The organism is Mesorhizobium sp. B263B2A (assembly GCF_020165775.1).
Taxonomy (GTDB): Bacteria; Pseudomonadota; Alphaproteobacteria; order Rhizobiales; family Rhizobiaceae; genus Mesorhizobium; species Mesorhizobium opportunistum.
In genome coordinates this window covers 13204-38128 of sequence record NZ_JAIUIU010000002.1, presented here as the reverse complement: position 1 = coordinate 38128, position 24925 = coordinate 13204, and the positions used below count along the sequence as shown (strand labels likewise).

The following is a 24925-nucleotide window of genomic DNA, read 5'->3' as shown; positions in this document are numbered from 1 at the left end:
TGGTTTGGAAGACAGGTCCAACTTTCAAAGGTGGAGAATGTCCGTGGCCCGTGCCCAATCCAAGTTGGTGGTCTCCCGGCGTCCGCTTCACAAAACACCGATGGCCGTGGCCAATGCGTGTTTCATAGGCACGTTGCTGACCGACGTAACCTATTGGCAAAGCGCGGAAATGATGTGGGCCGATTTTTCCGCCTGGCTACTCTTCGCCGGCCTGGTCGTGGGCGTGCTCGCGGTTCTGCTGGCGCTTGTCGATTTGTTCACCGGTCGGCTTTCCGGTGCGGCAAGGTCTGCGTGGCCCTCGCTTCTCGGTAATCTCGTCGTGCTCGTCATATCGTTCTTCAACGCGCTGGTGCATAGCCGCGATGCCTGGACCTCGGTTGTGCCGACAGGGCTCACCCTGTCAGTCGCTGCGGTGATCGTCCTGCTCCTCCTCTGTCTGCTGGAATGGAGTTTCGGCCGCAATCGAGTGGAGGTGGTCGAATGAGCGCCCTGTTGTTTTCCAGCCGATATATCCAGCGCGCGGCAGGTCTCGGTCTGCTGTGCGGTTCGCTCCTAATACTGCCGGCGTGCAGCAATGATGAGCCGGACCCAGGCGATCAGGTCGGAGCGAACCCGACACTGCCAGAACTGACTCAGTATCTTGTTCCGCCGATGCACGTCGCTTCGGTCGTCGGATGGAAACAGGATGAGACGCCGACAGTCGCCAAGGGCCTGCAAATCAAGGCCTTCGCGAAAGGACTGAAGCACCCGCGCTCGCTCTACACTTTGCCGAACGGCGACATTCTCGTGGTCGAGTCCGTGGCGCCGCCCGGTGCTGCAATCAAGCGTCCGAAAGACCTGGTCATGGGCTGGATCGAGTCCATGGCGACCTCGGGCGGAGGAACTGAGGGAAGCAACCGGATCACCCTGCTGCGCGACACGAACGGCGATGGCATGCCCGACGTTCAGGACATATTCCTCGATCATCTCAATTCGCCCTTCGGCGTGGCCCTGGTCGGCAACGATCTCTACGTCGCCAACACCGATGCCATCGTGCGCTACCCCTACACCACCGGCGATACCAAGATCACCGCGCCCGGCACCATACTAACACCGTTGCCCGGGGGGCCGATCGATCACCACTGGACCAAGTCGCTCGTCGCCAGTCCTGACGGGTCGCTGCTTTATGTCGGCATCGGCTCCAACAGCAACATCACCGAGAACGGCATCCAGGCCGAGAAGGACCGGGCCGCGATCTGGGAGGTCGACCGGGCCACCGGGCGCTATCGCATTTTCGCGAGCGGGCTGCGCAATCCCAACGGGCTGAGCTGGGAGCCGCGGAGCGGGGCGCTGTGGGCAGTCATCAACGAACGCGACGAGCTCGGCCCCAATCTGGTTCCCGATTACATGACATCGGTCAAGGATGGTGCCTTCTATGGCTGGCCGTACAGCTATTATGGCCAGCATGTCGATCCGCGCGTGATGCCGCGGCGGCCGGACCTGGTGGCGAAAGCCATCCCTCCGGACTATGCCCTGAGTTCCCACGTCGCACCTTTGGGTCTGGTGTTCTACACCGGAACCAACCTGCCGGACTCCTATCGCAACGGCGCCTTTGTCGGCGAGCATGGCAGCTGGAACCGCAAGCACTTCAATGGCTACAAAGTCGTCTTCGTAGCGTTCAAGGACGGTCATCCGGAAGGCAAGCCGCAAGACGTCGTCACCGGTTTTCTCGAGAACGACAACAAGGCGCATGGGCGGCCGGTCGGAGTTGCCGTCGACAAGGCGGGTGCGTTGTTGATAGCGGACGATGTCGGAAACACGGTCTGGCGCGTGACGTCCGCATCCCCATAGATATTTCCGCAACAATGCCGAGTGATTGGGTAGCTCTCGCAGCAGTCAAGGACGTTCAAATGCAACTGACAGCCTTCGCCCTCAATTGCTCCCTCAAGGCCTCCGACGACAAGGAGAAATCCTCCACCGACCGCCTGCTCGCCGACCTTCTGGCGGCGCTGGTGCCGCATGGGGTCAAGGGCGAGATCGTGCGATCGCTCGATCACGACATCAAGCCGGGTGTGCTTTCAGACATGGGCAAGGGTGACGACTGGCCAAAACTCAGACAGAAGATTCTGGCAGCCGACATTTTCGTGCTTGGGTTGCCGATCTGGCTCGGTCAGCCCTCAAGCGTTGCCAAGCGCGTGCTGGAGCGCATGGACGCGTTCTTGGACGAAACCGATGGCCAAGGGCGCATGCCGGCTGCCGGAAAGGTAGCTCTGGTGGCCATTGTCGGCAATGAGGATGGGGCGCATCACTGCCATGCCGCTTGCTTTCAAGCCTTGAACGATGTCGGCTTCACCATTCCCGCCAATAGCGGAATCTACTGGGTCGGCGAGGCCATGGGCGATGTCAACTATGTCGACCTGCCCGAAACGCCGGAAAAGGTTGCCGCCGCGATCGAAATGGCTGCCTCCAACGCTGCCCATCTCGCTAGCTTGTTGAAAGGCGAAGCCTACCCTGGCGTCTTACGGTGAAGGTCGTTTTGCGGTGGGGTGTCGGCACTTGGTGTCCCAAGCGCCTGAATGCTCCAACCGAACACCACGCCGGTTCGCCTTTCATCGGTAATTGCCCGTGATCGCCGGATGGCAATAACGCAGCCCGTCGTGCCGCGGGCAAGACGGGCTGCGGGGTATCCTGTTAGGTCAGAATGAGCACGATCTTGTACGTATCCGGGTCGACGATGACGATCCGGCCGTCGGCGAGTACGAAATACTCATATGACTCATAAGCCGGGACAATCTTGACGATGCGAGCCGGCAAGCGATGCAGCCTGACCTTGTGACGCGGCACCTCGATGCCCACCGAAACGTCGAAGTCGACATTGGCTACGGGCTCGACCTTCGTTTCCTTGATCACCTGGGTGATCTGGGTTTTCTGTTCGACCGTCACATTGTTGATCGAAGCGGTTGAAGTCTTATCCTGCGTAGAGGTCTTGCCCTGGGCCTGCTGGTCCGTGGTAGTGCCGGCGTTGCCCTGGGCCTGCTCATTGGTCTGGACCTTGGCCTTGCCCTGGGCCTGCTGGTCCGTGGTGGCGCCGGCCTTGCCCTGAGCCTGCTCATCGGTCTTCATCTTGGTCTTGCCCTGGGCCTGCTGGTCCGTGGTGGCGCCGGCCTTGCCCTGGGCCTGCTCATCGGTCTTCATCTTGGGCTTGCCCTGGGCCTGCTGGTCCGTGGTGGCGCCGGCCTTGCCCTGGGCTTGCTCATCGGTCTTCATCTTGGCCTTGCCCTGGACCTGCTCATCGGTCTTCGCCCCGGTCTTGCAGTTAGCCGCCCCGGCGGCGCAGTTTGTATCTGCTCCCTGCTGGCTTTCCGACTGTTGTTGAGCCATCGCCGTTCCACAGCCAAGCCCGATCGCCAGCATGCTGGTGATGAGAACATGTTTCATAGGAAAATCTCCCTGAGAAAATCGTCCCTTCACCGGATAAAACTTCACAAAAAAGGGTTGGTTCCGGGATAAAGCCGAGGGACTGCCAAAAGTCATCGGCACCATCAAATTTAAATGACCGGACCTTGGTGCGATGGGACGCTGACGTTTTCGCCAGATCAGGAGGAAGGAGTGGCTCATCTCCAACACGAAAACGACGAAGAGTTCGAACGCAGCGGCGCCGACGTCGAGCCGCGAATTGAGGTGGTCGAAGCGTGCGGCGAATGGTTCGTCCGTGTGGTCGGAGACGACCAACAGGACAGCCGTCAGTTCGAACTCGAATCCCTGGCCCTTGCCTATGCAGAGGGCCAGCGCAGGCGTTTGAAACTTGCGGCTATCGTGCGCCTTTAGCAGGCTGGCTTCACCTATGGGTGAGCTCGAAGCGCCGCGAGTTGAGCAAGGCGCTCACCTGGGTTCGTTGTTCATGCTCAGATACGTAGGATCGAACTCGGCAAGCTCTGCAAGCTGATTCCAATCCAGAATGGTGACTGTGTGGTTCACCCAGCTGATGACCTTGGTCTTTTTCAGGGATCCGATCACCCGGTTCATATGCACAACCGAAAGTCCCAGCACATCGGCCATCTCCGCTTGCGAAAGGGGCAGGTTGAAGCTCATGCCGCTGGTACGCTTGACCACCTGCAGGCGAACGAAGAGTTCGCATATGAGATGGGCGAGATGCGAAGTCTTTGAGCGCCTGCCCATTGCCACGATCCATTCGCGGTGAATAGCGCCATCGACCAGTGTGTCGAGCCATAGCAACCGAGCCAGGTGCGGAGCCTGCTCGGTGATTGCCTTCAATTTGCTGTGGTCCGCGAACATGACACGGCAAGGCGAAAGTGCGATGATGCCGTGGTCCATCTTCCGGAGCAGGAAGGCATGGAGGTCGACGAAGTCGCCAGGCACTTGCAAGGAAGTGAACTGCCGGCCACCATCCTCGAGCACTTTGTAGCGTGCCGCCAGGCCGTCGAGCAGCATGGTGCTGTAGGCTGGCCGCGATCCTGTCGAGACGAGATCCTGGCCCTTTTCAAAATCTCTTCCAAAAGCGACCGTCTCGGCGAGCAGAGCCTTCTCTTCGTTCGATAGATCGTCATGCTGACTAAGTTGCAGATAAAGGGGTTCCAGCATGGCGGCCTCGGGGCGATCGAAGTGGGAAGCCGATCGCCTGTGTGTCGGGAAGCCGAACCCTAGGCCTTCGGAAGATGACGGATGCTATCATTTGACAGGCTGCGCCAGTTTTCGCGCAAACGCCAGTGCACACGGGGAACCATTCGCGTGTCGACGTATTTAGAACGCTGAGGCTTTCAGCGTGACATGAATGAAACGCTACTATTTCGATCTCTATAATGGCGATGGCCTGGTCTCGGACGAGAACGGGCAGCTGTTTGAATCCCCAGAGCAGGCAAGAGCGGAAGCAATTCGCATCTTGCATGACATTGCTCGCGATGAAATGCCGGATCGCGATCTCGTCAAGATAACCCTTAAAATGCGCGACACGGGTGGGACGCAGGTGCTCGAGGCGTCTCTTACCCTCAACGCCGCCTGGACCGCCTGACAGTGTCATCAATGCATGGGTTCGCGGGCAGCATCGAATCCTTGGCGGGGTGTTGCCGAAAAGTTGGTACGAAAATAACCCACCGGGTCATCACCATAATCCATATGCACATTGCCCGAGATCACAGCAACCGACAGCAAGCCTCCTGACGACGACAGAGGAACAAAAAATACCCTGCGGGATTGGAACTTGTGAATCGGAGGATCGGACCATGGACAGCAGGGAAGAGCGTATCAAACGGCGGGCCTACGAAATCTGGGAACGAGAAGGCCGGCCAGCCGGACGTGAGCAGGAACACTGGGACCAGGCCGTGCAGGAGATAGAAGCAGAAGGCCCGGAGACCGAACGCGGTCCGGTCGTGTCCGATCCGACAGTCGGCGGTTCAAAAAGCTCGAAGGCGTGAAATCGCGCCATCCCGTGCTCAGCCTGGCAACCAAAGTCGGGCAGCTTTGTTTTGTCCAGTATCAACCGAGGAGGTTGCCATGAGGAGTCCCCTGTCATTTCTAGTGTTGGCCGCCACCCTTGCGCTGGGCGCATGTGACAACAACAGCGAACCGACGAAAGCCAACACCGACACCGTCAACAAGAACCCGCAGGTCGACCAGGATGCCAGACCCAAGTCCACGACTGGCGGCGACCAGCCAGCGACCGTGCCGCAGAACAAATGAACTCCATCTCGTATTGCGATACGCCTCTGCTGCGCATCGCCCATTTCAGCGGTGGACCGCAGGATGGCGTCCCGGTCGTTCTGCTGCATGGCTGGCCCGACGACGCGACCACTTATGCGCGCATTTCGCCGGCCCTTCATGACGCTGGCTTTCGGACATTTTCGCCCTGGCTGCGAGGCTGTGGACCGACATCGTTTCTGTCGAAGGAGACCATGCGCTCGGGCGAGATCACGGCGATGGCGCAGGATGTGCTGGACTTCGCCGATGCGCTCGGCCTCAGCCGTTTTGCAATTGTCGGCCACGATTGGGGCGCCCGTATCGCCTACCTGCTGGCGTCGGTTTTCCCGGACCGCATCAAATGCTGCGCCGCGTTGTCGCTTGGCTGGCAACCGGGCAGGCTGGTGACACCATCGCCTGAACAAGCGAAAGCATTCTGGTATCAATGGTTCATGGCGACGGAGCGCGGCGCCGAGTTCGTGCGAAAGAACCGCAAGGAATTCGCCAGATTCCAGTGGGATAGCTGGAGCCCATTGGGCTGGTTCGACGATGCCATCTTCGATGAAGTGGCTAAATCCTTCGAAAACCCGGATTGGGCTGAAGTCACTCTGCATTCCTATCGGGTCCGGTGGGAAGAAGCCGAGCCCGATCCTCGCTATGCCGAACTTGCCCGCCAGGCGACATCGGTCAAGATCATCACCGTGCCAACCCTGACGCTTCACGGCGGCGATGACCGTGTGGTGTTGCCTCGATCTTCCGAGGGGTTGGAGGGGCATTTCACCGCGTCCTACAAGCGGTTGGTGCTGGATGCGGTCGGGCATTTCCCGACGCGTGAAGCTCCGCAAGAGGTTTCGCGGCTGTTGGTCAATTTCCTCGACAGCCACGGCAAGTGATAACGCGCCGCCGCCGCTCAGCCTTTCTTGGCGGAGCGGAACCTCACTCCACCGGCGTGCATTTCGTTTTCACGGGATCGCGAAACCGGGACGCCATCCCGCCATCAATCCGCCCGTCATCAACCGGTAGTCAGGAGAATTCAGATGCAAGCTTCAGGCGCAATTTCAAGACACCATGCCGGTTCAAGGCACCATGCTGGCCAATTGGCCATAGAGCCGTTTGCCGGCACGGTGACGGTGCGATTTTCCGACGCCATAGTCGCGGCGACGGAACGGGCGAAAGTGCTGCGGGAAGAAGGACACGAGCCCGTGTTCTATATCCCTTTCGAGGACATCTATTTCGACCTGTTCGAAAAGACGAATACGACAAGCGAGAGCCCGCCGAAGGGCACTGCGAGTTATTGGCGCGTCCATGCCGTGGGCAGCTCGGCCGACGATTTCATGTGGGCATACGAAACGCCGGATACCGCCGCGCGCGCCATTGCGCGTCATGGCGCGTTCGACCCGCAAAAGGCGCGGATCGATGTCGAACCCGCGGAGGACAAACGGCACACGCCCCATGTCACGGAATAGATGTCCGCGGATACTTGAAATTTGGCGAGGTGGACACCGGAGCACTGCTAACGCCTCGAAAACTCCTCATCGAGGATGCGCAGGGCCTCTTCATATTTGGCAGCCGATGCCCCAACCTGCCGCGACTGCCAGATATTGTCCTCCAGATCCGCGCGCTTGACCGGCAGCGCCAACGGGTTCGAAGCAGCTCTCCGCACGAAGGCGAAATAATCCTCGTCGTCCCTGCGCGACATGGCATCGACAGCAGAAGCAATGGTCGGGCCAAAGCCAGCCTCTTCCAGCCTGGTCCGGTTCCAGCCCTCGCCCTTTTCCAACACGTCATGGAGATAGGCGACGACCTTCTGATCCATCGTTTCGACAGCATCGACGACACGACGGCAGTGTTCGATATAGGGCTGCCCCGTCTTGTCGCGCTGCGATGCGTGAACCTCCTCCGCAATCTTGGCCGCACGGTAGAAGATGCTCATCGCGCTTGTTCCCGCTTGGCGAAATGTTCGCGGTTGTGTGGTTCCATCTGCAAGTCGTTGCTGAGGGGATTGTTCCTTGCCGCCAGGATTTTCTTCGGAGCGTCGTCCCTACGCGGGGCTACATCGTTCTTCTGCGTGCGGCAAAATCTATCCCGCAACAAACCCAGCCGAGCCGCTCTCTGCGAAAACGCCGGCCGCCGGCGCCGATTCCTGTGCCGTCTCAGGAACCAGTCGCGGCACGTGGCGTTGCGTGTCTTTGCTGGCAATGGGAGGTGTCGTGGAAACATACCGCCTGTCGGAGGCGCGCTGATGTCGATGCCGGGCCTGGCATACGGTCCCCTTGGCGATAGATGCATGCATATCTGCGTGGATATGCAGCGGCTGTTTGCGGAGCCGTCTCAATGGGCAACACCCTGGATCACGCGGGTTCTCCCGCAGATCGAGAGGCTGGTCGAAAGACGCGCGCCACAGACGGTCTTTACGCGGTTCCTGCCAGCCCGGAAGCCGGGGCAGGGCGTCGGTACCTGGAGGCGCTATTACGAGCGCTGGGCTTCGATGACGATCGAGTCTATCGGGCCCGAAATGACTGAGTTGTTGCCGACACTGGCGGTTTATTGCCCGCCGGCGGCAATCATCGACAAGCACATCTACTCGCCCTGGTTCGAAGGGCGCCTCAGGGCCCTTCTGGTGGAGCGCGACATCGACACGCTGGTTATCACGGGTGGCGAAACAGATGTATGCGTTCTGGCCACGGTATTGGGGGCCATCGATTTCGGCTATCGCGTCGTTCTCGTCACGGACGCGCTATGCAGTTCTTCCGACGCAACCCATGACGCGTTGCTGACCGTCTATCACCAACGCTTCGCGCAGCAGGTCGAGACGATCGAGATGGAGACGCTTCTCTCCAGCTGGATTTGAAATCGGGTTTGAGGCTCAAGCATCCAGATCGATCAAGGCAACGCCCAGTCCGGGGCGCTTGCTGCGGCGCAGATGGCCGGGTGCCTCCACCAACGTGACTTCAAGCGTTGGCCGAACGATGGCGTCAAGCAAATGTCCACCACGGGTGGTGCCGTCGCTCAATCCGAGCACCGCATGAACGTGTAGGCTGGGCTTGCCATCGTCGCCAAGCGCAACATCGCCGATCGCGCTCAACACTTCGCATTGTTCGTCGATCGGGATTCTGCGGTAGGTTTTTGTATCCGGATCAAACCAGCCCACCGTGGCTCTTTCGAAAGCGCCGATCGCGGTCAGGGAAGCGCCGTCGACCTTCCGGTCAGCCGCGAAATCCGTAAGCGCCGCGAATGCTTCCTCGCCGGGGTCGAGCACGATGACAAATGTCCGTTGGCCACTGATTTCGTTGACGAGCCGTGATTTCATGGTTGTTCTCCGGACATCAGTCTGCTCCCCCCTTCAATGAGCGTGGTGTTCGGCGTTCCGCTTGCGGGTCGCCGCAGCCTTCTTCGCCGATTCCGATCGGCTTGCGGCGGACCGCGACGCCGACGCCTTGCCACCGGTCCTGCCGCCCTTATGCGCTGCCGGGTTGCCCGTATGCTTGCCGCGGCCGGAGCCGCCTTCCTTCTTGCCGCCGCCATCGTCCTTGTTGACGGTCGCCCACGCACGCCGCTCGGCTTCCTTTTCGGAAACCCCGCGCTTCTCATAGCCTTCGGCTATGTGGTCGGCCTTGCGCTCCTGCTTGTCGGTGTATTTCGATTTCTCGCCGCGTGGCATGACGGTTTCTCCTGTCTGATGGGATTAAGCCTGAACGAAAAGACGGTGGGTGAGTTCCAGCGCCGGGGACATTTAAGCCGGCATTATGAGGCCTGATGCGGCACGACAGAAAATGGGTCACAGCCACGTGAGGAGGGAACTTTGTGCTCTACGGGTGGTTTGGTGCGCTTGAGACCCAGCCAGCCAGGAGCCAGCCATGTCCGACGCCAAGACTTCCAATGGCCTGAGCAGACGCATGTTCATGACAGCCTCTGTTTCGGCGGCAGCGGCGATGCCGCTCGCGACCTCCCCGACAAGAGCAGCCCAGCCAGCGTCCGCAAAACCGGCGGAGCCCCGCGACCTGTCGGCGGTTTCGATGCGTATCAACAAACAGGCCTACAACCTCGCCCTCGACAATCGGACGAGCCTGCTGGACGCTCTTCGCGATCATGTCGGCCTGACCGGCACCAAGAAAGGCTGCGACCACGGCCAGTGCGGCGCCTGCACCGTTCTGGTCGACGGAAAGCGGGTGCTCTCCTGCCTGAGCTTCGCCGTGATGAACCACGGCCGCGAGATCACCACGGTGGAAGGCCTGGCTTCGACGGACGGAGAACTCCATCCTGTGCAGCAGGCCTTTGTCGACCACGATGCCTTTCAGTGTGGATACTGCACACCGGGCCAGATCATGTCCGCCATCGGCTGCATCAACGAGGGCCATGCCGGGTCGGAAGATGATATTCGCGAATACATGAGCGGCAATCTCTGCCGCTGCGCTGCCTACCCGAACATCGTTGCGGCGATCGTCCAGGCGCGCGACGAGATCAGGAGGGCCTAGGATGCACCCCTTCGTTTATGAAAGACCAAGCAGCGTCTCCGCAGCGGTCACCATGGCGTCCCGTCGCGGTGCCCGACATATTCCGCCGACCGAAGCCGACGCGCAGTTCATTGCCGGCGGCACCAATCTGGCCGATTACATGAAGCTTGGGGTTGCGCGGCCAGAGCGATTGCTTGACCTCAACACGCTTGCCGAGCCGGCCTTGCGGCAGGTCAGGATCGGCAATGACGCCATCCGTTTTGGGGCGTTGGTCCGGATGGGGGAAGCTGCCGACAACAAAGACGTCAGGCGTCGTTGCCCGCTGCTTGCCGACAGCCTGAAGCTGGCCGCCAGCGGCCAGCTTCGCAACATGGCGAGCCTTGCCGGCAATGTGCTGCAACGCACGCGCTGTGAGTATTTCCGCGAGACATCATGGCCCTGCAACAAGCGTGAACCCGGCTCCGGCTGTGCCGCGATGGAGGGGTTCAACCGCCAGCATGCCATTCTCGGTACCAGCGATGCCTGCATTGCCACCTACCATGGCGATTTCGCACAGGCGCTGATAGCGCTCGATGCTTCTGTCGATATCGAAGGCGAGCGAGGCAAGCGTACCCTTGCCTTTGCCAAGCTGCATCGGCCGCCGGGCGACACGCCCAACATCGAGACGGATCTTGCCGCCGACGAACTCATCACTGCCATCGAAGTGCCGCTCGCACCGTGGAGCAGCCGGTCGCGCTATCTGAAGATACGCGATCGCGAATCCTACGCGTTCGCGCTGGCATCGGCAGCGGTCGCCCTCGATATGGATGGCGACACGGTAAGAGGCGCGCGCGTCGCACTCGGCGGTGTCGCGACCGTGCCGTGGCGCGCAAGCGCGGCGGAAAACGCGCTGCAAGGCAAGGTGCTCGATGAAGCCGCGGCGCAGAAAGCTGCCGATGTCGCTTTCGCCGACGCCAGGCCGCGAGAACACAACGCTTTCAAGATACCGCTCGGCAAGCGCACGCTGGTGCGAGCGCTGCTCGAAACCCGAGACATGAAGGTCTGAGCCATGAACCAAGCCGCACCCGCTCCCAAGGAAAATCAGGGCGATCCGGTTGTCCGTATCGACGCCCGTCTGAAGGTCACCGGACAGGCAAGCTATCCGGCCGACATCGCCACGGCCAACGTCGCCTATGGCGCCCTTGCCACCAGCACCGTCGCCCGGGGCAAGGTTTCCGCGCTCCACACGAAAGACGCCAGTGCGGTGCCCGGTGTGCTGGACATCGTCACCTACGGCGACATGGACAAGACCGAGACGCCGAAGTTCGGCAACACCGGCGCGAGTTCGATCGGGCCTTTGCACGACAAGACGATTTTCCACGACGGCCAGATCATCGCTCTGGTCGTTGCCGAGACATTCGAGGCGGCCGAGGAAGCAGCGATGTTGATCCGCGCCGACTATGAGGACGAACCGCCCAGCGCCAGCTTCGATTCGAAGGGCACGAAGATGGAGCCTGCGGCAGGCAAAAACCCGATGTTCAAGGAAGATGCCAAGGCCGGCGACTTCGACGCCGCCTGGGCAGATGCGGCTGTGAAGATCGACCAGAAATACTCGACACCGACCCAGCACCACAACCCGATCGAACTGTTTTCGACCACGGCCATGTGGCAGGGCGACCAACTGACCATACACGAACCCTCCCAGAACGTGACCGGCTGGAAGGTGGAGCTGGCGCGCCAACTGAAGCTCGATCCGGCCAATGTGCGGATCATCAGCCCCTATATCGGCGGGGCCTTCGGCTCGAAGGGACCGATGACGGCGCGCACGGCGATCGTTGCCATTGCCGCGCAGCGGATCGGCCGTCCCGTCCGCTGCGTCGTCAGCCGCATGCAGGCCTTCGGCACACAAACCTATCGCGCCGAGACGCGGCATCGAATCCGCATCGGCGCCGGCAAGGACGGCCGCATCACGGCGTTCGGACATGAGGGCTGGGAGGTGACGTCACGCCCTGACCCTTATGTCGTCGGCGGCACATCCGCCACCTCCCGCATGTACGACTACGGCTCCGTCCTGACGCAGGTTTCATTGGTCCACGCCGACCGCAATACGCCTGGATACATGCGGTCGCCGCCGGAGACGCCTTACGTTTATGCGCTTGAGAATGCCATGGACGAAATGGCCGTTGCGCTCGGCATGGATCCCGTCGAGTTCCGCCGCATCAACGAGCCGCAGAAGGAACCGATCGGCGGCAAGCCATTTTCCAGCCGTTCGCTCATCAAGTGCTACGATCAGGCCGCAGAGGCCTTCGGCTGGGCGAAACGCGAGCCCAAGGCCGGCTCGATGCGTGACGGCGACTGGCTGGTCGGCATGGGCTGCGCGACGGCGATCTATCCGACAGCCGCCGCACCCTGCGCGGCCAGGGTTCGTCTCACCGCCGATGGCGAGATTCGGGTCCAGTGCGGCTCGCATGAAATCGGCACCGGCGTTCGCACCGTCGCCGGCCAGATGGCGGCCGAAAGGCTGGGGGTCGGCATGGACAAGATCAGCGTCGAGATGGGCGACAGTGCCTTGCCGCCGGCTCCCGTGTCAGGCGGATCGATTTCGACGGCCAGTGTCTGCTCGGCGGTCATGAAGGCTTGCGATGCCGTTCGCGAGAAACTGTTCACGGCGGCAGCTGGCAAGGATGGGCCTCTGGCCGGCTCAGGCAACGCGAAGCTGGATATGGCCGATGGAAAGATCGTCGCCGAAACCGGCAAATCGGCGAAGCTCGCCGATGTCTTCAAGGCCATGCAGGTCGGCGCCATCGAGGAATATGCCGAGTTTGCACCCAAGGGCGCCTCACCGGGGGCATTGAACAAGCTCTATGCCGGACAGCCGGAATTCCACGGTGGAGAAGGCGATGAGGATTCGGTGAAATATGCCTTCGGCGCCGAATTCGTCGAAGTGCACATCAACCGCCATACCCATGAAATCAGAGTGCCGCGCATCGTCGGTGCCTTCGCCGCCGGTCGGATCATGAACACGCGTACCGCGCGCAGCCAGCTGATGGGCGGCATGATCTGGGGCATTGGCCAGGCCCTGCACGAGGCAACGGAGATCGACCAACGCACGGCGCGCTACGTCAACCGCGACCTGCAGGACTATCTGGTGCCGGTCAACGCCGACATCAAGCAGGTCGACGTGATCCTGGTCCCGGAAGTCGACCATGAAGTCAATCCTGCCGGCGTCAAGGGGTTGGGCGAACTCGGCAATGTTGGGACGGCTGCCGCCGTGGCAAGTGCGGTCTACCATGCCACCGGCAAGCGTATCCGCGATCTGCCGATCAGGGTCGAACATCTGATCGTCTGACGCATACCGTTTCGCGCCGGTCTTCCGCTGCAGTGACGGGCGTATCACTGCGACGCATGGCGTCGAACACCTGCGCGCGGCTCTCCCCGTCGACAGTCTTTCCCTTTGGGGCTTTTGCGCTCTTTCAGGACGCGTGGTCGACGCCAGGCCCCCCGTCGATGGCATCCCAGGCCGTCGGAAAGGGGTTGCGGTTTGCCCCCGAAAATCAGGAACTCCTCCCGTACCGGTACGTTGACCAGACAAGCCGGGACCCGATCCCGGCCTTCATCGGTGGCGGGTGACCCGCCACTGAAATTTCAACTCGAGTACAATGAAAGGCAAGGCCATGGGCTTCTTTTCGAAGGACATCAAGACACTCGACGATCTCTTCGTGCACACGCTGCGCGACATCTATTACGCCGAAAAGCAGATTGAGAAAGCGCTGCCGAAGATGATCGACAAGGCAACCGATCCGCAGTTGAAAGCCGGATTCGAAAAACACCTCGACCAGACAAGAGGCCATGTCGAGCGTGTCGAACAAGTGTTCGAATTGCATGGCGTCAAGGCCAAGGAGGTCAACTGCCCGGCTATCGACGGCATTCTCGAGGAAGCCGACGATGTCAGTGGTGACGTCGACGACAAGGAAGTCCTCGATGCGGCGCTGATTGCTTCGGCACAGGCCGTCGAGCACTACGAGATGACACGCTATGGCACGCTCATCGCCTGGGCAAAGCAACTCGGCCGCACTGACTGCGCCAACGTGCTGGCCAAGAACCTCAAGGAAGAACAGGCGACCGACCGCAAGCTCACCGAAATGGCGGAAAGCAAGATCAACCTGCAGGCGGCGGAATAAGACTGCTCCTGTCGACTGGCCGGCAGATGCGCCGGCCCCCCGACAGTTGAGCAATCTCAGCGGGACGGGTCGACACCCAGGGCCGCCGATTGCTTGCGCAATGCCTCGCGTTCATCCTGCGGCACATGTCGGGCTGCCGTGGTTTCCGCGTAGATGCGGTACGCCACATAAGCTAGCGCCACTGTGAAAAGCAGACGGGCCATTCATCCTGCTCCTAGCTCATACGTTTCGCTTCAACCAGCCTCAGTAACCTCCGACCACCGGCAAAATCTCGCCGGTGATGTAGCTGGAGCATTGCGGCGAAGCGAGAAAGACATAGGCCGGCGCGAGTTCTTCCGGTTGCGCGGGTCGTTTCATTGGCGTGTCCGCGCCGAATTTGGAGACATCTTCCGCCTCTTTGTCCGAGGGATTAAGCGGCGTCCACACCGGACCCGGTGCTACCGCGTTCACCCTTATGCCCTTGCCGATGACATTGCCCGAGAGAGCCCGTGTGAAAGCATGGATGCCGCCCTTGGTCATCGAATAGTCGACCAGCTGCTTTGAGCCGTCGATGCCGGTTACCGATCCGGTGTTGATGATCGCCGAACCGGGCTTCATGTGCGGCACGGCTTCCTGTGCCATATGAAAATAGCCATAGAGATTTGTCTTTAGTGTCGTGTCGAAATGTTCCTCGGTCAGCTCGCCGAAATCGCTGGAGTGGATTTGGAAAGCTGCATTGTTGACCAGCACATCGATGCGGCCAAATTCCTTCACGATCTGGGCCACCGCGTTGCGGCAGTGATCGCGATCGCTGACGTCGGCCTTGACCAGAACGCAGCGTCCGCCTTCCTTCTCCACTGCGGATTTGGTCTCTTCTGCATCCTTGTCCTCGGCCAGATAGACGATCGCGACGTCGGCGCCCTCGCGGGCGAACAACACCGCCACCGAACGGCCGATGCCGGAATCGCCGCCCGTGATGAGCGCTACTTTGCCGTCGAGTTTTTTCGATCCGAGATAGTACGGCGCATCGTACAGCGGCGCTGGCTCTATCGCCCATTCATGTCCCGGTTTCGGCTGGTGCTGTTCGGGGAAGGGCGGCTCGGGATATTCGCGGGCGCCAGCCTGCATGGCCCCTTGCTGCTTGCCATTGCCTTTCGACTTGTCCTTGGCATCGATGCCACGTTGGATATGGCGCTGCTTTGCCGCTTCGCCGGCTATTTCCGACTTCATCTGCATCATCGTCTCCTTGGCTAGCTTGGAGAAGAAACAACGCATAGCGGACGAAAAGGTTTATGGCTGACGTATCATTCCTTCAAACACCTCGGCGTTTGCAACCCGACGATCTTGGGGTGTCTGCCCTCAGGCCGCCGGCTGCATCGCCGCCCTCAGCAGCATGCCGAACAGGTCGCGCGGTTCGTCGGGGTCGGCGAGCAGGTCAAGCTCCTCGTAGAGGCCGGTCGCCTGCAGCTGGTCGCGCACATAGCGCAGCGCCGAAAAATCCTCGATTGCGAAGCCGACCGAATCGAACAGCGTGATCTGCTTGGCATCGCGGCGGCCTTGGGTCCTGGCGGCGATCACCTGCCAGAGCTCGGTCACCGGATGGTCAGGATCAAGCTGCTGTATTTCGCCCTCGATACGCGTCTGCGGCGGGAATTCGACGAAAATCTCGGAGCGCAGCAGGATGTCCCTGTGCAGTTCCGTCTTGCCGGGGCAGTCGCCGCCGACCGCGTTGATGTGGACGCCGGAGCCGACCATGTTGTCGGTGAGAATGGTGGCGCACTGCTTGTCGGCGGTAACCGTCGTGATGATGCCGGCACCTTCAACCGCTTCCTGCCCGGTCTCGCAGATGGTGATATCGAACCCCATGCCGGCAAGGTTCTTCGCGCATTTCAGCGAAGCCGGCCGGTCGATGTCGTAGAGCCTCAGCCGGTCGATGCCAGTCAGCGCCTTGAAGGCGATCGCCTGGAATTCCGACTGGGCGCCGTTGCCGATGATGGCCATGGTGCGGGTGCCCCGCGGCGCCAGATACTTGGCCGCGACGGCGGATGTGGCGGCGGTGCGCAGTGCGGTCAGGATGGTCATCTCAGTGAGCAGCATCGGGTAACCGCTGCCGACATCGGCGAGCACGCCGAAGGCGGTGACCGTCTGCAGACCCTGGCGCATGTTCTTCGGATGGCCGTTGACATATTTGAAGCCATAGAGGCGTCCGTCGCTCGTCGGCATCAGCTCGATGACGCCGTCATGGCTGTGCGAGGCGATGCGCGGCGTCTTGTCGAACAGGTCCCAGCGGCGGAAGTCCTCCTCGATGTAGCCGGCGAGCTCGGTCAGAAAGCGCTCGACACCGATGGCATTCACCAGTTTCATCATGCGGTCGACGCTGACGAAGGGGACGATGTTCAGCTTTGCGGTGGTCATGATCAGAAACTCCCGGAATGGCTGAGGGTGGGGCGATCCATGATGCGGCGGCCCATCAGGCTTGCCGTCAGGTCGACCATCAGCGTCGCGGTGCGGCCGCGTTCGTCCAGGAAGGGGTTCAGTTCGACCAGATCCAGGCTGGAGACGAGGCCGCTGTCGGACAGCATCTCCATCACCAGATGCGCCTCGCGCAAGGTCGCGCCGCCGGGAACCGTGGTGCCGACCGCAGGCGCGATCGAGGGATCGAGGAAGTCGACATCGAGGCTGACATGCAGCAGCCCGTCTTGCGCCGCCACACGCGCCAGGAAAGCGCGCAGCAGCGGCGCGATGCCGTGTTCGTCGATGGCCCGCATGTCGTGCACGGTCACGCCTGCCCGGTTGAGCGCTTCGCGTTCGGCCGGGTCGACGCTGCGCAGGCCCATGGCGCAGATCCGCTTGGGATCGACCGCTGCCGGCAGGTCCGGAAAATAGCCGCCGAAACCAGGCTGGCCGCTGGCGTAGGCAAGCGGAACACCATGCAGATTGCCGCTGGCCGTGGTGTCCAGCGTATGGAAATCGGGATGCGCGTCGAGCCACAGCACGAACAGTGGCCGGCCGGCTTCGGCGGCGCGACGAGCGAGACCGGAAACGGTTCCTGCCGAGATCGAATGGTCGCCGCCGAGAAAGATCGGCATGGCGTCGGCACTGACGTCATAGGCGGCCTCGGCGATACCGGCCGTCCAGGCCGAAATCTCCGGCAGCGCCTTCAGCGCCAGATTGCCATGGGCGAGCGGCCGCACGGTTGCCGGCAGGATCGTGCCAAGGTCTGCAACCTGATGGCCAAGCTCCCGGAGCGCACCGGCAAGCCCGGCGGTCCGCAGGGCGCTCGGCCCCATCTCACAGCCCATGCGGCCGGCACCGTCCTGCACCGGCGCACCCAAGATCTTGCAATCCACTCGACCATTCTCCTCAATGAAGCTGAGAGCAGTTGAAACCCACGCGGCCGGCAGAATGAATAGGCCTGATTGGCAAAATCACCGAAAAGACTTATCGTTCTGATCAATCAGACTGCCATATTGGACAAAAATGGATTCACTCGACCAAAAGCTGATCACGCTGCTGCGCCATAGCGCGCGGCGGAGCATCTCAGACCTGGCAAGCGATCTCGGCGTTTCCCGCGCCACGGCAAGGGCGCGGATGGAGCGGCTCGAACAGTCGGGACAGATCATCGGCTACACCGTGATCCTGCGGGCCGAAGCGATCAGCTCGGCGGTCAGGGGCATCATGATGATCGAGATCGAAGGCCATGCCGCCGATCGCGTCATCCGTGCACTTGGCGGCTTTGCGGAGGTCGCGACCATTCATACCACCAACGGTCGCTGGGACCTTGTGGTCGAACTCAATACGGCCACCCTTACCGATTTCGATGCGATCCTGCGACGCATCCGGCTCGTTCCCGGCATTACCGGCAGCGAGACGAGCCTGCTGCTTGCCACGCCCCGCAGCACCAAAGCCCGGCTTTAGCGACATTATCGGGGGTCCGCGCTCGTTGCGTGGAGCCGTTGTTGCTCCTGCCGTCGGTTCGGTCCCTGGCCGGCAAATCGCGGCGAGACAAACCGCCAGCACGGAACTTTTGTGGCGGTGGCGATTTTGGATGTAAGGTGGAATCGGAACGGCCAGGAGGGGTGTTGCCGATGACGACGAAACGGTTTGCGATCTGCGCTCTTGCCCTGGCGATGGCTTGCGGCATGTCCCCATCGGCATTGGCCGGCGCCAAGCATCGCCATTATCAGGTTGAACGGGAGCGCTACGTTCCCGCCGAAGACGATCTCATCGACTTCCTGTTCGGCGGCCCGCGCTATTATGACCAGCAGTTGTTCACCACCGCCGCCGGCGCATGTTCCTATCACCGGGTGGGGCCGGACGCGAATGCGACGAACAAGATCAACGATCATCATTGCGGGAAATGAACGGCCCTCGCCGGGAATCCGGCGAGGACGTCGCGAACGCCGCCCCGGTTACCGGTGCCGACCCGCGGCCGGCATGACGTCGTCTGAACGATAAAACACTCATCCCAGGACCCATGGCCGGCCGCTCAATTCCGCGGCCGTTTCGTGGGCATGGCTGTCGGCCATTGCGCATTGGCGATTTCAAGGTATGATGAAAATCGCCAACTATGAGACAAATATGAAAAAAAACTCCAAACCTGTGACCGTCGAAGCAGCAACGGCCAAGGATGCGCCTGAAATCGCGCGCTTGTTGAGCTGGGCCTTCGGCTTCGGCAAGGCGCGGTCCGACGAATACATCGCCAATGTCGGCCTTGGCTCGCTCAGGCTGCTGCGCGGCGAGGGCGGGCGTCCAGATGCCTGCGCGGCGCTGCTCGATACGGCGCATGTCTTCCACGGCAAGCCGGTGCCAGCGGCCAACATCGCGCATGTGGCAATCGCGCCGGAACGTCGTGGCCGGGGGCTGGCGGTGCCTTTCGTCGACGCGTTATGCGCGGAGGCGCAAGGCAAAGGCGCCGTTGTCGCCACGCTGTTTGCCTCGACACGGCCGGTCTACCGCAAGAGCGGCTTCGAGCTCGCCGGCCATGAGATCGTCTATGAAGCCGAGACGGCCAGCCTGCCGGCGGTGAGTCGGCTCGCCTTCGAGCGTGTCGAGTTGGACGATCCGCGCCTTGCCGCCGCCTATGCCGTCAAGGCGGGCCGCGAGGCCGGGCTGCTCAGCCGTGGGCCGGCGCATTGGAACGAACTGTGGCGAGAGCCGACCGACGCGCTCGCCGCCTATCTGGCGGAAGGCGATGCGGCCTATCTGATCCTCGATATGGGCGACGAGGCCCGTCTCGATGTCCGTGACTGGCACGCCGCTTCCCCTGACGCCGCGCAAGGACTGCTGTCGTTCCTGGCCAGGTTCCGCTCGGTCTATCCGATCGTGCGCTGGCATGGCGGCCCGCAGGACGATCTGGTGGCGGCGATGCCTGACAAGGGCTGGCGGCTCGCCCATCAGGAGGAATGGCTGTTGCGGGTGCTCGATCCGGCCGCGGCGCTCCGCCAGCGCGGTTACCATGCCGACGACATCAGGCTGGCACTTAGCATCGGGCCGGCGGACACGGCGCTGGAGATCGAGATCAGGGGTGGTGCCGTCGAGGTTCGCGAGGCGACCGCCGGTTATCAGACCGTTGCCCTGCAGGCCTCGGCATTCGTGCAGATATTCACGGGCTTTCGCAGCGCCTCGAAACTGGCGCAGTATGGCCAGGTGGTGGGCGATGCAACTGCCATACGTCTGTGTGATCAGCTGTTTGCCGGCCCGCCGCCCTGGGTGGCGGAACATTTCTAGCAACAAGGACCTTTCATGACATACGCGCTTATCGCCTCGCTGAGGGCGGCGGCTGGAGACATGACGCCGGCGCTGGCGCGCGTCGCCGAAACAGTGCTGGCGCAGCCGGACGCCACCTTGCGCCAGAGCATCACCGAGCTTGCCGAGGCGTCCGCCTCGTCGGAGGCCAGCGTCATGCGCTTCTGCCGCGACCAGGGTTTTGCCGGCTTCCAGGACTTCAAGCTGGCGCTGGCCAAGGAACTGGCCACCGACGAGCGGGCGCGGGACATCGGCTTGCCGACCGATGACATCCAGCGGCTGGTGGAAACCGCCATCATCTCGCTGCGCGAAACCGAGCAGCTGATTGTCAGGGAAGACATTGCCAAGGCTGCGCGGCAGCTGCTGGCGGCGACGGCGATCGACTGCTTCGGCATCGCCGCTTCCGCCATCACGGCGCAATACCTCGCCTACAAGATGACCCGTATCGGCAAGCTCAGCCGCGCGCTTGGCGACGCTCATCTGGCGGTCATGGCGGCGGGAACCACGCAGAAGGGCACCGTGCAGGTGGTGATATCGAGTTCGGGTTCGACCATAGACGCGGTGCGGATCGCCGAGCTTGCCCGATCGCAAGGTGCCTTCGTCATCGGCATATCCAACCGCTCCAAAAGCCCGCTGGTCGCCGCCTGCGATCTCGCCCTGATCGCGTCCTGGCCGGAAACGCCGCTGACGGGCGGCGCCTTCCCGTCGAAGATCAGCCAGCTTTTGATCGTCGATGCGCTGGCGGCCGAGATGATGCGGCAGGATCCGGCGCGGCTCGCGCTGCTCGGGCGCACGGCGGAGGTCGTGAGTGACCGCAGCTTCTGATCGCGCGGTCTTCGCCGTCGACATCGGCGGGACCAAGATCGCCGCCGCCGAAGTGCGCGGCGGGCGGTTGCTGGACAGGCGCCAGACGGCAACGCCGAGGACGGGCAGGGGCGACGATCTGGTCGCGGCGATCGCCGGTCTTGCGCCCAGGCACGCTTTCGACGCCATCGCCGTCGCCACCACCGGAATCGTTCGTGACGGTGCTCTGACCGCGCTCAACCCGCAGACACTGCCGATCGAGAACGGCTACCCGCTGGCCCGAGCGCTCGAAAAGGCGCTCGGCGTGCCGCCGCTCGTCGTCAACGATGCCCAGGCTGCGGCCTGGGCCGAGTTCTCGCTCGGCGCCGGTCGTGGCTTCCGCAACTTCGCGTTCTTCACCGTCTCCACCGGCATCGGTTGCGGCCTGGTGATCGACGGCCGCCTGCAGACCGGCGCGACGGGACTTGCCGGCCATTCCGGGCACATGATGGCCGATCCCGGCGGCGCGATTTGCGGGTGCGGCCGGCGCGGCTGCCTGGAGACGATCGCGTCTGGCACAGCACTCGCCCGTCGCGGCAGTGAGCGGCTCGGCCGCCCGGTTGGAGCGCCTGACCTGTTCGCGGCCGCCAGGCAAGGCAATGCGATCGCCGCCGAGGTGATCGCCTCCGCTGTCGACGCGCTGGTCGACGGCTTCGCCGATCTGACGGCGGCCGTCGATGTCGACTGCTTCGCGGTCGGCGGCGGCGTCGGGCTGGCGGATGGGTTCATTGCCGCCCTGGAGGCGCGCTCCCGGCTGTTGCCTGCCGTCTTCCAACGCCCCATCGTCGCAGCGCAGGCGGGCGCCGATGCCGGTCTGTTAGGGGCCGCACTGCTTTCTGAAGGAAATTTTCATCTAAAATAATTTCTTGACAAAAAGTTTCATCCACGATTGATTGCAGGGGTAACGCTCAAGGAGAAACCCCAGGTGCAAGGCGATCTGCTTGCTCAGCTCGATGGAATGCTGGTCGTCTCGTGCCAGGCTGAATCCCGCATGCCGCTCGACGCCCCTGAGCACATTGCCGCCATTGCCCGGTCGGTCATCCTTGGCGGCGCGGCCGGTGTGCGCATCGAGGGTGTCGCCAACATAGAGGCGGTCCGCCGGCGCACCGGCGTTCCCATCATCGGGCTGATCAAGGCCCGCCGTGCCGACACCGAAATCTACATCACGCCGACGCTCGCCAACGTAGCGTCGATTATCGACGCCGGGGCCGACATCGTCGCTCTCGACGCCACCAACCGGCCGCGCCCGACGGATCTTGAGGCGATGTTCGGTGCGATTGCTGCCAAGGGGCGCCTGTCGATGGGCGATGTCAGCACGCTCGACGAGGGCAAGCGCGCCATCGATGCCGGCGCCTCGCTGATCAGCACCACCATGGCCGGTTACACGCCTTATTCCAACCAGCAGCGCGGGCCGGATTTCCAGCTGATGGGGCAGCTTGCCGGCGCCGGCCTGCCGTTCGTCGCCGAGGGCCGCATCTGGACACCGCAGGAGGCGGTCCGCTGCTTCGAGCTCGGCGCACGCTTCATCGTCGTCGGCGGTGCTATCACACGGCCCGACGCCATAACCCGCGGCTTCGTCGATAAGGTCGCGTCGTGGAGCGCCGACCCGCAATTGAAGAGGAACAAGTCATGATCAAGCGCCACCGCGTCGCCGTTATCGGTGCGGGCTTCATGGGCTCCATGCACGCCGCGATCTTCGCTGGCATGGTCGGCTGCGAACTGGCGGCGATCGTCGATCCCAACCTGGAACTGGCCGGCGCTGTCGCCGCCAAGGCGCCGGGCTGCAAGGTCTACCCCAGCCATGAGGCGCTGCTGACGGGCGAACGCGATCTCGACCTCGTCTCGATCTGCACGCCCGACAACCTGCATCTGGCGCCGGCGGTTGCCGTGGCCAAGGCCGGCATCAACATCTTCGTCGAGAAGCCGATCTCTTCCACCATCGAGGATGCCAAAGACATCATCGCTGCCTGCGAGGCGGCCAAGGTCAAACTCGGCATCGGCTACCTCCTGCGCTTCGATCCGCGCTATGCGGCGGCCAAGGAATTGATGACTTCGGGCAAAATCGGCGAGCCGATCCACATCTACGCCCGGCGCAACAGCGCCCGCACCGAAGGCCCCAAGCGCTATGGCGGCAAGCTGCCGCTGGCGCTGCATGTCACCGTGCACGACGTCGACATGGTGCTGTGGATGCTCGACGGGCAGCACCCGGTTTCGGTCTATGCCCAGCAGACCGACATTCTGCTCGGCGCCTCGGGCACGCAGGACAGCCTGGCCGCGATCGTGCGCTTCTCCGGCGGCACGGTGGTAAACTTCGAAAGCGCCTGGTCGCTGCCGGCCGGCGCGCGCCAGATGATCGATGCCCGCATGGAGCTGATCGGCACCGAAGGCTCGTTCGAGGTCCAGTGCGGCGACAGCGGCCTCTACTACGCCAGCAACGAAACATCGCGCGAGATCGACACCCAGCATTGGCCTGTCGTCAACGGCCGTCTCGACGGCGACCTGGCGCGCCAACTCGGCGGCCTGCTTGCCTGGCTGGACGGAGCCGACATGCCGATCGCCAGCGGCCGCGATGCCCTTCGTTCGCTCGAACTCACCCTGGCGATGATGCAGTCGGCGCAGAGCGGCGAAATCGTGCGTCTCGGCCAGGCGTGATGCTCGAACGACACAGAGAATTTGAAACGAGGCCAGCGTGGCCCAACAATGGGAGACGAGAAATGTTTAACAGACGCAATGTGTTGATGCTTGGCGTGGCCGCGGCCGCGCTTGCCACGGCCCTGCCGGCTTTCGCGCAGGACAAGCCGTTCGACAGGGTGCAACTGTCGGTGCTGCTCGAAGGCCATCCGACGACCGACGCCATCCAGAGGCTGTTGCCGGAATTCAAGCAGGTGACCGGCATCGACGTGGCGCTCGAAATCGTACCCGAGCAAGACATCACGGCCAAGGAATTGCTGGAATTCTCCTCCAAGTCCGGCCGCTACGACGTCGTCCAGAACAACATCATCTACCTGCCGGGTTTCGTGAAGTCGGGCTACGTCGTGCCGCTCGACGATTTCCTGGCCAAGGACAAGGAGAATTTCGACAGGGCCGATTTCGTGCCCGGCTATTTCAACACCAACGTGGTCGACGGCAAGGTCTACGGGCTGCCGGTCTACGGCGAGAGCACCTTTGTCATGTACCGCAAGGATCTGTTCGAACAGTACGGACTTGCGGCGCCGAAGACGTTCGAGGACATCGAGAATGCTGCCAAGACGATCTCCGAAAAAACCAACAAGCAGATCGCCGGCATCACCATGCGCGGCCAGCAAGGCATCCAGGGCGTCTATGTCTGGGCCGCCTATCTGTGGGGTTTTGGCGGCTCGTTCCTCGACGCCGGCGGCAAGTCGGCGCTGGCGACGCCGGAGGGTGCCGCCGCACTTGAAGCCTTCACCAAGGTGCTGAAGGATTACGGTCCGGTTGGTGTCGCCAATTTCGGCTGGGAAGAAAACCGACTGCTGTTCCAGCAAGGCAAGGCGGCGATCACCCTCGATGCCACCGTCAACGGCGCCTACAACGAGGATCCCACCGTCTCCACGGTCGTCGGCAAGGTCGGCTATGTGCCGGTGCCGATGAAATCCTCCTCGCCCAAGGGCGGCTCGTCCTCGCTCGCCGTGCACTCGATGTATGTCTCGGCTGAATCCAAGAACCAGGAAGCGGCTGCTTTGTTCGCCGCCTGGGCGACCGCCAAGGAGCAGCAGCTGAAGGCGATCGAAACCGATCCGAATTCCGGGGTGACCTCGCTTTCGGTGCTGAACGGCGAGGCATTCGGCAAGCGCTACGGCGCCTTCAAGGACGGCATGATCGCCGCCATCAATGCCGGCAATCCGCAATACCTGCCGACGGTCGAGCAGGCCAACGAGATCATCAACAACACCGGCATCGCTGTCTCCAAGGCGCTTGCCGGCACGGCCAGTGCCGTCGATGCCTTGAAGGAGGCGGACGAGGCCAACAACGCCGCGCTCGCCCGATAAGCGGGTAAGGCGTGCCCTGCCGCGTGCGCTCCCTGTGCGCAGGGCGAAATCCTCAACGAGT

30 protein-coding genes are annotated in these 24925 nt (G+C 62.3%); 21 read left to right on the top strand and 9 right to left on the bottom strand.

Going from position 1 to position 24925, the window contains the following annotated elements:
- Window positions 1-37: 37 nt before the first annotated feature.
- The 3 genes from LB568_RS05545 to LB568_RS05535 are packed head-to-tail and all read left to right on the top strand — an operon-like array spanning window position 38 to window position 2507.
- The gene (locus LB568_RS05545; protein ID WP_013894150.1) at window positions 38-484 is read left to right on the top strand and encodes a DUF2231 domain-containing protein; all 447 of its coding nucleotides are present in this window, start codon (window positions 38-40) and stop codon (window positions 482-484) included.
- Window positions 481-1830 (top strand): PQQ-dependent sugar dehydrogenase, encoded by a 1350-nt coding sequence (locus LB568_RS05540; RefSeq protein WP_224729532.1) that lies wholly within the window; start codon window positions 481-483, stop codon window positions 1828-1830. The genes LB568_RS05545 and LB568_RS05540 overlap by 4 nt, the downstream gene beginning before the upstream one ends.
- Window positions 1831-1889: 59 nt before the next feature.
- Window positions 1890-2507, top strand: a complete 618-nt coding sequence (locus LB568_RS05535) for a flavodoxin family protein (protein ID WP_224729531.1) — start codon at window positions 1890-1892, stop codon at window positions 2505-2507.
- A 163-nt stretch (window positions 2508-2670) separates the two neighbouring features.
- Here LB568_RS05535 and LB568_RS05530 read toward each other — a convergent pair whose 3' ends face one another.
- Both LB568_RS05530 and LB568_RS05525 read right to left on the bottom strand, forming a co-directional pair.
- Window positions 2671-3711, bottom strand: coding sequence for a DUF1236 domain-containing protein (locus LB568_RS05530; protein WP_412033897.1), 1041 nt, complete (start codon window positions 3709-3711; stop codon window positions 2671-2673).
- 150 nt (window positions 3712-3861) lie between these two features.
- Window positions 3862-4581 carry a Crp/Fnr family transcriptional regulator gene (locus LB568_RS05525; RefSeq protein WP_224729530.1) on the bottom strand — a complete coding sequence of 240 codons (720 nt, stop codon included), beginning with the start codon at window positions 4579-4581 and terminating at the stop codon, window positions 3862-3864.
- Window positions 4582-4771: 190 nt separating this feature from the next.
- Here LB568_RS05525 and LB568_RS05520 point away from each other — a divergent pair, with 190 nt between their 5' ends.
- The 5 genes from LB568_RS05520 (at window position 4772) to LB568_RS05500 (ending at window position 7139) form a co-directional block, all read left to right on the top strand.
- The gene (locus tag LB568_RS05520) at window positions 4772-5008 is read left to right on the top strand and encodes a DUF6894 family protein (RefSeq protein ID WP_013894156.1); all 237 of its coding nucleotides are present in this window, start codon (window positions 4772-4774) and stop codon (window positions 5006-5008) included.
- 211 nt (window positions 5009-5219) lie between these two features.
- On the top strand, window positions 5220-5411 hold the full coding sequence (locus LB568_RS05515; protein WP_140575174.1) for a DUF2934 domain-containing protein: 192 nt from the start codon (window positions 5220-5222) through the stop codon (window positions 5409-5411).
- A 79-nt stretch (window positions 5412-5490) separates the two neighbouring features.
- Window positions 5491-5676, top strand: a complete 186-nt coding sequence (locus tag LB568_RS05510; RefSeq protein ID WP_013894158.1) for a hypothetical protein — start codon at window positions 5491-5493, stop codon at window positions 5674-5676.
- Entirely contained in the window at window positions 5673-6566 is an 894-nt protein-coding gene (locus LB568_RS05505; protein WP_224729529.1) for an alpha/beta fold hydrolase, read from the top strand. Before LB568_RS05510 ends, LB568_RS05505 begins: the two co-directional genes overlap by 4 nt.
- A 144-nt stretch (window positions 6567-6710) precedes the next feature.
- Window positions 6711-7139: a DUF427 domain-containing protein gene (locus tag LB568_RS05500; RefSeq protein ID WP_013894160.1), complete on the top strand. Its 429-nt coding sequence runs from the start codon at window positions 6711-6713 to the stop codon at window positions 7137-7139.
- 47 nt (window positions 7140-7186) lie between these two features.
- On the opposite strand, the gene LB568_RS05495 is transcribed toward LB568_RS05500, so the two are convergent.
- On the bottom strand, window positions 7187-7606 hold the full coding sequence (locus LB568_RS05495) for an HD domain-containing protein (RefSeq protein ID WP_140575165.1): 420 nt from the start codon (window positions 7604-7606) through the stop codon (window positions 7187-7189).
- Between the two features lie 309 nt (window positions 7607-7915).
- Here LB568_RS05495 and LB568_RS05490 point away from each other — a divergent pair, with 309 nt between their 5' ends.
- Complete coding sequence (locus LB568_RS05490; RefSeq protein WP_224729528.1) at window positions 7916-8524, top strand: cysteine hydrolase family protein; 609 nt, start codon at window positions 7916-7918, stop codon at window positions 8522-8524.
- A 15-nt stretch (window positions 8525-8539) separates the two neighbouring features.
- On the opposite strand, the gene LB568_RS05485 is transcribed toward LB568_RS05490, so the two are convergent.
- Both LB568_RS05485 and LB568_RS05480 read right to left on the bottom strand, forming a co-directional pair.
- Complete coding sequence (locus LB568_RS05485) at window positions 8540-8983, bottom strand: PPC domain-containing DNA-binding protein (RefSeq protein WP_224729527.1); 444 nt, start codon at window positions 8981-8983, stop codon at window positions 8540-8542.
- 33 nt (window positions 8984-9016) lie between these two features.
- Window positions 9017-9334 carry a hypothetical protein gene (locus LB568_RS05480; RefSeq protein ID WP_013894164.1) on the bottom strand — a complete coding sequence of 106 codons (318 nt, stop codon included), beginning with the start codon at window positions 9332-9334 and terminating at the stop codon, window positions 9017-9019.
- A 196-nt stretch (window positions 9335-9530) separates the two neighbouring features.
- Here LB568_RS05480 and LB568_RS05475 point away from each other — a divergent pair, with 196 nt between their 5' ends.
- The 4 genes from LB568_RS05475 to LB568_RS05460 all read left to right on the top strand — a co-directional run bounded on the left by LB568_RS05475 (window position 9531) and on the right by LB568_RS05460 (window position 14287).
- Window positions 9531-10148: a (2Fe-2S)-binding protein gene (locus LB568_RS05475; RefSeq protein WP_224729526.1), complete on the top strand. Its 618-nt coding sequence runs from the start codon at window positions 9531-9533 to the stop codon at window positions 10146-10148.
- Window position 10149: 1 nt separating this feature from the next.
- Window positions 10150-11172: an FAD binding domain-containing protein gene (locus tag LB568_RS05470; protein WP_224729525.1), complete on the top strand. Its 1023-nt coding sequence runs from the start codon at window positions 10150-10152 to the stop codon at window positions 11170-11172.
- Window positions 11173-11175: 3 nt separating this feature from the next.
- Window positions 11176-13455 carry a xanthine dehydrogenase family protein molybdopterin-binding subunit gene (locus LB568_RS05465; RefSeq protein ID WP_224729524.1) on the top strand — a complete coding sequence of 760 codons (2280 nt, stop codon included), beginning with the start codon at window positions 11176-11178 and terminating at the stop codon, window positions 13453-13455.
- 325 nt (window positions 13456-13780) lie between these two features.
- A complete protein-coding gene (locus LB568_RS05460) occupies window positions 13781-14287 on the top strand; it encodes a ferritin-like domain-containing protein (RefSeq protein WP_013531567.1) in 507 nt (168 codons plus the stop codon).
- A 56-nt stretch (window positions 14288-14343) separates the two neighbouring features.
- On the opposite strand, the gene LB568_RS05455 is transcribed toward LB568_RS05460, so the two are convergent.
- The 4 genes from LB568_RS05455 to rocF form a co-directional block, all read right to left on the bottom strand.
- On the bottom strand, window positions 14344-14490 hold the full coding sequence (locus tag LB568_RS05455; protein WP_013894168.1) for a hypothetical protein: 147 nt from the start codon (window positions 14488-14490) through the stop codon (window positions 14344-14346).
- A 40-nt stretch (window positions 14491-14530) separates the two neighbouring features.
- On the bottom strand, window positions 14531-15502 hold the full coding sequence (locus LB568_RS05450) for an SDR family oxidoreductase (RefSeq protein ID WP_224729523.1): 972 nt from the start codon (window positions 15500-15502) through the stop codon (window positions 14531-14533).
- Between the two features lie 123 nt (window positions 15503-15625).
- Entirely contained in the window at window positions 15626-16681 is a 1056-nt protein-coding gene (locus LB568_RS05445; RefSeq protein WP_224729522.1) for an ornithine cyclodeaminase, read from the bottom strand.
- A 2-nt stretch (window positions 16682-16683) separates the two neighbouring features.
- Window positions 16684-17616: an arginase gene (gene rocF, locus LB568_RS05440; protein ID WP_013894171.1), complete on the bottom strand. Its 933-nt coding sequence runs from the start codon at window positions 17614-17616 to the stop codon at window positions 16684-16686.
- Window positions 17617-17746: 130 nt separating this feature from the next.
- On the opposite strand from rocF, the gene LB568_RS05435 reads away from it, so the two are divergent.
- From LB568_RS05435 to LB568_RS05400, 8 genes are all read left to right on the top strand, one after another.
- A complete protein-coding gene (locus LB568_RS05435; protein ID WP_013894172.1) occupies window positions 17747-18184 on the top strand; it encodes an Lrp/AsnC family transcriptional regulator in 438 nt (145 codons plus the stop codon).
- Window positions 18185-18354: 170 nt separating this feature from the next.
- A complete protein-coding gene (locus tag LB568_RS05430; RefSeq protein ID WP_224729708.1) occupies window positions 18355-18630 on the top strand; it encodes a hypothetical protein in 276 nt (91 codons plus the stop codon).
- 217 nt (window positions 18631-18847) lie between these two features.
- On the top strand, window positions 18848-19996 hold the full coding sequence (gene eis / locus LB568_RS05425) for an enhanced intracellular survival protein Eis (protein WP_224729521.1): 1149 nt from the start codon (window positions 18848-18850) through the stop codon (window positions 19994-19996).
- A gap of 15 nt (window positions 19997-20011) precedes the next feature.
- Complete coding sequence (locus LB568_RS05420; protein WP_013894175.1) at window positions 20012-20839, top strand: MurR/RpiR family transcriptional regulator; 828 nt, start codon at window positions 20012-20014, stop codon at window positions 20837-20839.
- Entirely contained in the window at window positions 20823-21719 is an 897-nt protein-coding gene (locus tag LB568_RS05415; RefSeq protein ID WP_013894176.1) for an N-acetylmannosamine kinase, read from the top strand. Before LB568_RS05420 ends, LB568_RS05415 begins: the two co-directional genes overlap by 17 nt.
- 63 nt (window positions 21720-21782) lie before the next feature.
- Window positions 21783-22490, top strand: a complete 708-nt coding sequence (locus LB568_RS05410) for an N-acetylmannosamine-6-phosphate 2-epimerase (protein WP_013894177.1) — start codon at window positions 21783-21785, stop codon at window positions 22488-22490.
- Window positions 22487-23509 (top strand): Gfo/Idh/MocA family protein, encoded by a 1023-nt coding sequence (locus LB568_RS05405; RefSeq protein WP_224729520.1) that lies wholly within the window; start codon window positions 22487-22489, stop codon window positions 23507-23509. The genes LB568_RS05410 and LB568_RS05405 overlap by 4 nt, the downstream gene beginning before the upstream one ends.
- Window positions 23510-23571: 62 nt before the next feature.
- A complete protein-coding gene (locus LB568_RS05400) occupies window positions 23572-24864 on the top strand; it encodes an ABC transporter substrate-binding protein (protein WP_224729519.1) in 1293 nt (430 codons plus the stop codon).
- Window positions 24865-24925 lie beyond the last annotated feature (61 nt).